Raw genomic sequence first — 7,562 nt, forward strand, 5'->3', positions numbered from 1 at the left:
TCGACCGACCCATGCTCGTGCAGTACTGGGAGTACGTGTCGGGTCTGGTGCGCGGCGACTTCGGCACCACGCTCACCGACAACCAGCCGATCTCGCAGATCCTCAAGGTCAACGGCGCGGCGACCCTCGAGCTCACCCTCTACGCCCTGGTGGTGGCCTTCGCGATCGGCATCCCGCTCGGCCGGCTCGCCGCCCGGTACCGCGACCGCCTGCCCGACGTGACCCTGCGGCTGTTCGCGATCGTCGCCTACGCGGCGCCGGTGTTCTTCGTCGGCCTGCTGCTCAAGCTGGCGTTCACGCCGTTCGGCTGGCCGTCGTCCGGTCGGGCCTCCACGACCACGCTGCTCACCCTGCAGGACGTGAGGCCCCGGACGAACATCCTGCTCGTCGACGCCATCTTGTGGGGTGACCCGGGCTACGTGCTCGAGGTCCTCCAGTACGCGCTGCTGCCGGCGCTGGCCCTGGGTCTGCTGACCGGAGGCGTGTTCCTGCGTCTCGTGCGCATCAACCTGCTGCAGACGCTGCGCGCCGAGTACGTGACCGCGGCTCGCGCCCGAGGGATCTCCGAGGGTCGTGTGGNCATGCTGCTGGCCGGCGCGGTGCTCACCGAGACCACCTTCGAGTGGAAGGGCATCGGCTACATGCTCGCCGAGTACCTGAAGGCCCGCGACTTCCTGGCCGTGCAGGGCATCGTCACGCTCATCGCGCTCGTGGTCTGCCTGGCCAGCTTCCTCATCGACGTCATCGTGGCGCTCGTCGACCCGAGGGTGCGGTTCTGATGGCGCGGGCGAGGAACCTCGTGCCCGGTGNCGCCGTGCTCGCGCCGTGGATCGCGCCGTACGGCTTCAACGACGACCGCGGTGCCGACGGCGTCGTGTTCGGCACGCAGCAGGCACCGTCGGCCGCGCACTGGTTCGGCACCAACGTCGGCGGCACCGACGTGTTCTCGCGCGTCGTCTACGGCACCCGCACCGCGGTCATCGTCATCGCGCTGGCCGTGGTGCTGTCGAGCCTCGTCGGCGTGCCGCTCGGTCTGGTCTCGGGCTACCTCGGTGGCTGGCTCGACCGCGTGCTCGTGCTCGTGATGGACGCGCTCTACGCCTTCCCGTCGCTGCTGCTCGCGATCGTCGTCTCGATCGTGCTGTCGGGCGGGTCGAGCGGGGCGTTCGGCGGCATCATGTCGGCCGCCATCTCGATCACCGTGATCTTCGTGCCCCAGTACTTCCGGGTGATCCGCAACGCCACGCTGTCGGTGAAGACCGAGCCGTACGTCGACGCCGCTCGCGTGGTGGGTGTGCGGACTCCGCGCATCATGTTCAAGCACGTGTTCAGCAACGTCGCGCAGAACCTGCCGATCATCGGCACCCTCAACGCCTCCGAGGCGATCCTCACCCTCGCCGGCCTGGGGTTCCTGGGCTTCGGCATCGAGCCGTCCGCTGCCGCGGAGTGGGGCTACGACCTCAACAAGGCGCTGCCCGACGCCACGAATGGCATCTGGTGGACGGGCGTGTTCCCCGGCCTGGCGATCGTGCTGGTCGTGCTGGGCGTGACGCTCGTGGGCGAGAGCCTCAACGACGTGCTCAACCCGCTGCTGCGCACGCGCGGTGGTGACGGCGGATCCGGAGCCACCGAGTCCGAGATCGAGCTGGACGAGCAGGCCTTGGCCGAGCTCGACGCCAGCGGCGGCGTCGAGGAGGTGCCCGACGACGTCCGCAGGGCAGCGGTCCTCTCGCTGGGGGACCTCACCGTCTCGTTCGCGACCGACGGTGGAGCCGTGCGTGCCGTGCGCGGCCTGTCGTTCGACGTCGCGCCGGGCGAGGTGCTGGCCGTGGTCGGCGAGTCCGGGTCGGGCAAGTCCGTCACCGCGCGTGCGGTGCTGGGCCTGCTGCCGTCGACGGCGACGGTCTCGGGATCGGCGATCCTGCGGTCGGGGCAGGACCCGTCGCGTGGCGGGACGGCCCCTGTGGGCACGGAGCGGGAGCTGGTCGGGCGCAGCGCCAAGGAGCTGCGGCCCATCCGCGGTGACGAGGTGTCCATGGTGTTCCAGGAGCCGTCGACCGCCCTCGACCCCGTGCGCACCGTCGGCTGGCAGATCGTCCAGGGCATCCGCGCCCACCGCGACGTCAGCGCCAAGGCCGCCCGCGCACGGGCCGTCGAGCTGCTCGAGATGGTGGGCCTGCCCGACCCCGAGCAGCGTGTCGACTACTACCCGCACCAGCTCTCGGGCGGGCAGAAGCAGCGCGTCGTCATCGCGATGGCCATCTCGTGCGACCCCGACGTGATCGTGGCCGACGAGCCCACGACCGCGCTCGACGTGACCGTGCAGGCGCAGATCCTCGACCTGCTGCTCAGCCTGCGCGACCGGCTGGGCACCGCGATCGTGCTCATCACCCACAACATGGGAGTCGTCGCCGACGTGGCCGACCGCGTGGTGGTCATGTACCGCGGTCGGCTGGTCGAGACCGCACCTGTCGACCGGCTGTTCGCGGCCCCGCGGCNCGACCTGGTCGTCGAGTTCCCCGGGCGTCTCGGGCAACCGGCGTTCACCGCGGTCGACCACGTGTCGCTGCAGGTGCGTCGGGGCGAGGTGCTCGGGCTGGTGGGCGAGTCGGGTTCCGGGAAGTCGACGATCGGACGCACCGCGGTCGGGCTGCAGCAGCCCACGAGCGGGACGATCTCGGTGTCGGGCACCACGGTGTCGGGACTGTCCGACGCGCGGCTGCGGCCCCTGCGGTCGCGCTTCGGCTTCGTGTTCCAGGACCCGGCGGCCTCGCTCAACCCCCGGATGAGCATCGGCGACTGCATCGCCGAGCCGCTGCGGGTGCAGACCGACCTGTCCTCCGCCGACGTGGATGCGAAGGTCGCGTCGCTGCTGGAGTCGGTCGAGCTGCCCGCGTCGTACGCGACGCGGTTCGGCCACGAGCTGTCCGGTGGCCAGCGCCAGCGCATCAGCCTGGCCCGCGCCATCGCGCTGGATCCCGACCTGCTGATCGCGGACGAGCCGACGTCGGCGCTGGACGTGTCGGTGCAGGCGCGGGTGCTCGAGCTGTTCGCCGAGCTGCAGCAGCGGGTGGGCTTCGCGTGCCTGTTCATCAGCCACGACCTGGCCGTGGTCGACTCGCTCGCGAACCGCGTGGCAGTGCTCCAGCACGGCCGTCTCGTCGAGGTCGGCCCGCGCGAGGACGTGCTGCGACGTCCGCAGCAGGACTACACCCGCCGCCTCATCGCGGCCGTCCCCGTCCCCGACCCCGTCGAGCAGCGGGCCCGCCGCGCGACCCCCACCCCCTGACCGGGTGAGAGATTCCCAGGTCGACCTGGGAATCTCCGGCCACGCACGGCTTCCTCACGTCTGCACGGATTGCTTTTCGTGCCTTCGTGAGGAAGCCGTGCGCGGGTGGTCCGCCGTTCCCGGTCGGCGGGTGGAACGCCGCACCCCGGGTGACACTGGAGCGATGAAGCCGCTGACCTCTGCACGCTCGACCCTCGGAGCGACGATCTTCGCGCGCGTGGCGGGCGACGAGGGACCGGCCCGACGCGAGCGGATCATGTTCGCGCCCGGACCGCGCCGGTTCGCTCCCGACTCCGCGATCGCGACGGTCCACGGCGACGCGTCGATGTTCGTGGGTGGCATCCGTGCGCTGCTGCTCCAGTCGCTTCACCCGCTCGCGATGGCCGCGGTCGACCAGCACTCCGGCTTCCGCGGTGACCCCTGGGGCCGGCTCCAGCGCACGAGCGGCTTCCTCGCGGTCACGACCTTCGGCACCGACGCTGACGCAGCGCGGGCCATCCGCGCGGTGCGCGCCGTGCACGACACGATCTCCGGCGTCGCTCCCGACGGCCGGCCGTACCGGGCGTCGGACCCGCACCTGCTGCGCTGGGTGCACGTGGCCGAGGTCGACAGCTTCCTTCGCGCGCACGACCGGTACGGACACCAGCCGCTGGACGCCGAGGGGCGCGACGCCTACGTCCGCGAGGCCGCCGTGGTGGCACGCGAGCTCGGGGCGAGCGACGTCCCGGAGTCGGTCGCCGAGCTGGAGGCGGCCCTCGAGGCGTTCCGGCCGGAGCTCGAGAGCACCGAGGCGGCCCGACGAACCGTGCGGTACCTGCTCGTCCACCCACCCGTGCCCCTCGCCATCCGCGTCCCGTACGGCGTGCTCGCGGCGGCCGGGGTCGGACTCATGCCGCGCTGGTCGCGCTGGCCGCTTCGCCTGCCCTGGCTCCCGGTGGCCGAGGCGAGCGCCGTCCGGCTGGGCGGCGAGGTCGTCACGCGGTCCATCCGCTGGGCCATGACGCCGGCCGAGCACCCGGTCGAGGCCTGACCCAGGCCTGCTGCACGGCTTTCCCACGTCGGCACGGAAAGCAACCCGTGCAGACGTGGGGAACCCGTGCGGACCAGGAGATTCCCAGGTCGACCTGGGAATCGCCGGGACGTGCGGTGATCGGGGGGCCTGGCAGGATCGGAGGGTGGACCAGAAGAGCTTCGAACCTGACGTGATCGTGGTGGGTGCCGGACTGGCGGGGCTGGTGGCGACGCACGAGCTGGTGCTGGCCGGCCGCAGCGTGCTGGTCGTCGAGCAGGAGAACCGGTCGAACCTCGGCGGGCAGGCCTTCTGGTCGCTCGGCGGGCTGTTCCTCGTCGACTCCCCGGAGCAGCGGCGCATGGGCATCAAGGACTCGCCCGAGCTCGCCCTGCAGGACTGGTTCGGCTCCGCAGCGTTCGAGAGCCCGGCCGACGACGCGACCGGGCACGACGCCTGGGGCCGACGCTGGGCGGAGGCGTACGTGCACTTCGCGGCCACCGAGAAGCGCCAGTACCTGCGCGACCTCGGCCTCAAGGTCCTGCCGATCGTGGGCTGGGCCGAGCGCGGCAGCGGCAGCGCGAGCGGGCACGGCAACTCCGTCCCGCGGTTCCACCTCACGTGGGGCACCGGTCCCGAGGTCGTTCGCGTGTTCGCCGAGCCCGTTCTGGCCGCCGAACGCGCCGGGCGGGTGCGGTTCGCCTTCCGCCGCCAGGTCGACGACCTGGTCGTCGAGGGCGGGTCGGTGGTCGGCGTGCGCGGCACCGAGCTGGAGCCGGACGAGTCCGACCGCGGCGTCGCCTCGTCGCGCACCCCGGTCGGCACGTTCGAGGAGCGCGCCGCCGCCGTGGTGGTCACGTCCGGCGGCATCGGCCACAACCGCGACCTGATGCGCGAGTCCTGGCCCACCGACCGCCTCGGACCCGCGCCTGAGCACATGATCCTCGGCGTGCCCGCCCACGTGGACGGCCGCATGCTCGCCATCACCGAGTCCGCCGGCGGCCGCGNCGACCACGCCATCCGCATCATCCCCGGCCCGTCGTCGCTCTGGTTCGACGCGACCGGGCACCGTCTCCCGGCGCCGAACTTCCCGGGGTTCGACACGATGGGCACGATGAAGGAGATCCTGGCGACGGGCCACGACTACTCCTGGCTCGTGCTCACCCAGTCGATCATCGAGAAGGAGTTCGCGCTGTCGGGCTCGGAGCAGAACCCCGACATCACCGGCAAGGACCTGAAGTTCCTCGCCCAGACGCGGCTCGCGAAGGGCGCACCTGAGCCGGTCGAGAAGTTCAAGCAGCACGGCGAGGACTTCGTCGTCGCGCACACGCTGGCCGAGCTGGTCGAGGGGATGAACGCGAGGAGCCGCGGCGGGGCCACGATCGACCTCGCCACGCTCGAGCAGCAGGTCGTGGAGCGGGACCGCGAGATCGACAACGCGTTCAGCAAGGACCTGCAGCTCATGGCCGTGCACAACGCGCGTCGCTCGCGCACCGACAAGATCGTGCGCGTGGCCAAGCCGCACAAGATCCTCGACCCCGAGCACGGTCCGCTGATCGCCGTCCGGCTGAACATCCTGTCGCGCAAGACGCTGGGCGGGCTGCAGACCGACCTCGAGTCCCGCGTGCTCGACGACAGCGGCATGCCCGTGCCCGGCCTCTACGCGGCCGGCGAGGTCGCGGGCTTCGGCGGTGGCGGGGTCCACGGGCACAACGCCCTGGAGGGCACCTTCCTCGGCGGGTGCATCTTCTCCGGCCGCGCGGCGGGGCGATCGCTCGGTCGACGTCTGTCCTGAGGCCCCCTCGACGAGCTCGGGGAGCGGCGTGGGGTGGTCCGACTGGCTGGCCGCGGCGGAGTGGAGCAAGATGGACGGACCACCACCGAAGGAGGGTCCGACGTGAACAAGCTGCTCATCGCGGCTGCTGGCGTCGCCGGCTACGTGCTCGGCACGAAGGCCGGCCGCGAGCGCTACGACCAGATCCGTACCCAGTCCCAGAAGGTCTGGAACTCTCCCACCGTCCAGAGCGGCGTGGACCATGCCGCCGACGCCGCCAAGAGCGCCGCCGGTGCTGCCGGCAGCGCTGCCGCCGACGCCGCGTCCAGCGCCGCGAGCGCGGCCGGCTCCAAGGTCGTCGACGCGGTCAAGAGCCACCGGTCCGACGACGCGTCCTCCGACGGCGTCTCGGCCGACCCGGCCGACCCGTCGTTCGCGATCGACGAGGTCGCCGACCCCCAGCTCGACGCCGACCTTGCCGAGGCCGACACCGAGGTCCCGAGCTCGCCCTCGGTGACCACGCCGCCCACGGCGGCCGACCTCGCCGAAGACCGCCTGGGTCGCCCGTGACCGCGGCGCCGCAGGACGAGTCCACCGGCCGTCTCATCGCGCAGGCCACCGAGGACATCTCGACCCTCATCCGGGCCGAGATGGCACTGGCCAAGGACGACCTCGCGCAGGCCGGCAAGCGCGTCGGTGTCGGCGCGGGCCTGTTCGGCGCCGCCGGCGTGATCGCGCTCTACGGCCTCGGTGTGCTGCTCAGTGCCGCCGTGCTGGGTCTGGCCAACGTGACCGACCCGTGGCTCGCCGCGCTCATCGTGGCGGTCGCCCTGTTCGTGGTGGCCGGCGTGGCCGCGCTGCTGGGCAAGAGCAACGTCTCGAAGGTCGCGCAGGCTCCTGCCGCGCGCGTCGAGAGCGTGCAGGCCGACGTCGCCGCAGCGAAGGGGAACCCGTCATGAGCGAGCGCGACCAGCTGGAGGCCGAGATCGCGGCCACCCGTGAGCACCTGGCCGAGACGGTCGACGCCCTGGGCGACAAGCTCGACGTGAAGTCGCGCGCGCAGGACGCCGTGGCCGAGGCCGACAAGGGCCGTATCGCCGTGCTGGCCGGGGCCGCCGTGGCCGCGGTCGTCGGCATCGTGCTGCTGCGTCGCGGCTGAGCCACCTCGCTCAGGCCGCACGCACCCGCTCGACGAACTCGAGCACCCGCGAGCGCAGGTCGTCCACCCGCAGGTCGGGCGCGCCCGTGACCGACTTCTCGTGCGGCTTGAGAGGTCGGCGCACGCGCTTCCAGCAGGCGAGGTCGCCGCACACGTACTGCCCGACGGTGTCGCCGGCCCGGCCCCGTGGGCCCGCCCGTCGGGCGACCAGCAGCCGCGCCGTCGACGTGCCGTCGTCGGTGCGGCACCAGTCGCACAAGGTCGTCCGCGCAGGCCCGACGGACGTGCCGACCCGCAGCTCGATGCCCACGGGCTCGTCGCTGATGTCCTC

General features: G+C 72.2%; 10 protein-coding genes and 1 pseudogene. 10 read left to right on the plus strand and 1 reads right to left on the minus strand.

The features are described 5' to 3' along the window. Positions 1-11: 11 nt before the first annotated feature. The 10 genes and pseudogenes from ASF38_RS18900 to ASF38_RS04920 form a co-directional block, all read left to right on the plus strand. Positions 12-579 (plus strand): ABC transporter permease (locus ASF38_RS18900; RefSeq protein ID WP_235497435.1); only part of this gene is annotated, 568 nt, incomplete at its 3' end. A 2-nt stretch (positions 580-581) separates the two neighbouring features. After that, positions 582-779, plus strand: a complete 198-nt coding sequence (locus ASF38_RS18905; RefSeq protein ID WP_235497406.1) for an ABC transporter permease subunit — start codon at positions 582-584, stop codon at positions 777-779. A gap of 242 nt (positions 780-1,021) precedes the next feature. Beyond that, on the plus strand, positions 1,022-2,498 hold a 1,477-nt coding region (locus tag ASF38_RS19665), incomplete at its 3' end, for a dipeptide/oligopeptide/nickel ABC transporter permease/ATP-binding protein (protein ID WP_255353812.1). Positions 2,499-2,503: 5 nt separating this feature from the next. Next, positions 2,504-3,289 carry an ATP-binding cassette domain-containing protein gene (locus ASF38_RS18915; protein ID WP_255353813.1) on the plus strand — a complete coding sequence of 262 codons (786 nt, stop codon included), beginning with the start codon at positions 2,504-2,506 and terminating at the stop codon, positions 3,287-3,289. Between the two features lie 163 nt (positions 3,290-3,452). After that, a complete protein-coding gene (locus ASF38_RS04900) occupies positions 3,453-4,319 on the plus strand; it encodes an oxygenase MpaB family protein (protein WP_056574042.1) in 867 nt (288 codons plus the stop codon). Positions 4,320-4,491: 172 nt separating this feature from the next. Further along, positions 4,492-5,305 (plus strand): FAD-binding protein (locus tag ASF38_RS18920; protein WP_255353814.1); only part of this gene is annotated, 814 nt, incomplete at its 3' end. Position 5,306: 1 nt separating this feature from the next. After that, positions 5,307-6,093, plus strand: a pseudogene (locus tag ASF38_RS18925) (FAD-binding protein); the annotation flags it as partial. Positions 6,094-6,195: 102 nt separating this feature from the next. Then, positions 6,196-6,642, plus strand: coding sequence for a hypothetical protein (locus ASF38_RS04910; protein WP_055962513.1), 447 nt, complete (start codon positions 6,196-6,198; stop codon positions 6,640-6,642). Next, positions 6,639-7,031, plus strand: a complete 393-nt coding sequence (locus tag ASF38_RS04915) for a phage holin family protein (RefSeq protein ID WP_055962510.1) — start codon at positions 6,639-6,641, stop codon at positions 7,029-7,031. The genes ASF38_RS04910 and ASF38_RS04915 overlap by 4 nt, the downstream gene beginning before the upstream one ends. Continuing rightward, the gene (locus tag ASF38_RS04920) at positions 7,028-7,231 is read left to right on the plus strand and encodes a DUF3618 domain-containing protein (RefSeq protein WP_055962507.1); all 204 of its coding nucleotides are present in this window, start codon (positions 7,028-7,030) and stop codon (positions 7,229-7,231) included. Before ASF38_RS04915 ends, ASF38_RS04920 begins: the two co-directional genes overlap by 4 nt. Positions 7,232-7,241: 10 nt before the next feature. On the opposite strand, the gene ASF38_RS04925 is transcribed toward ASF38_RS04920, so the two are convergent. Beyond that, on the minus strand, positions 7,242-7,562 hold a 321-nt coding region (locus ASF38_RS04925), incomplete at its 5' end, for an FBP domain-containing protein (RefSeq protein ID WP_200914415.1).

Source organism: Aeromicrobium sp. Leaf272 (genome assembly GCF_001422865.1).
Classification (GTDB): domain Bacteria; phylum Actinomycetota; class Actinomycetes; order Propionibacteriales; family Nocardioidaceae; genus Aeromicrobium.

Bases quoted from the DNA above. Each gene is read 5' to 3' on its own strand.
- ASF38_RS18905 (WP_235497406.1), top strand. From the start codon at position 582: ATGCTGCTGGCCGGCGCGGTGCTCACCGAGACCACCTTCGAGTGGAAG.
- ASF38_RS04900 (WP_056574042.1), top strand. From the start codon at position 3,453: ATGAAGCCGCTGACCTCTGCACGCTCGACCCTCGGAGCGACGATCTTC.
- ASF38_RS04920 (WP_055962507.1), top strand. From the start codon at position 7,028: ATGAGCGAGCGCGACCAGCTGGAGGCCGAGATCGCGGCCACCCGTGAG.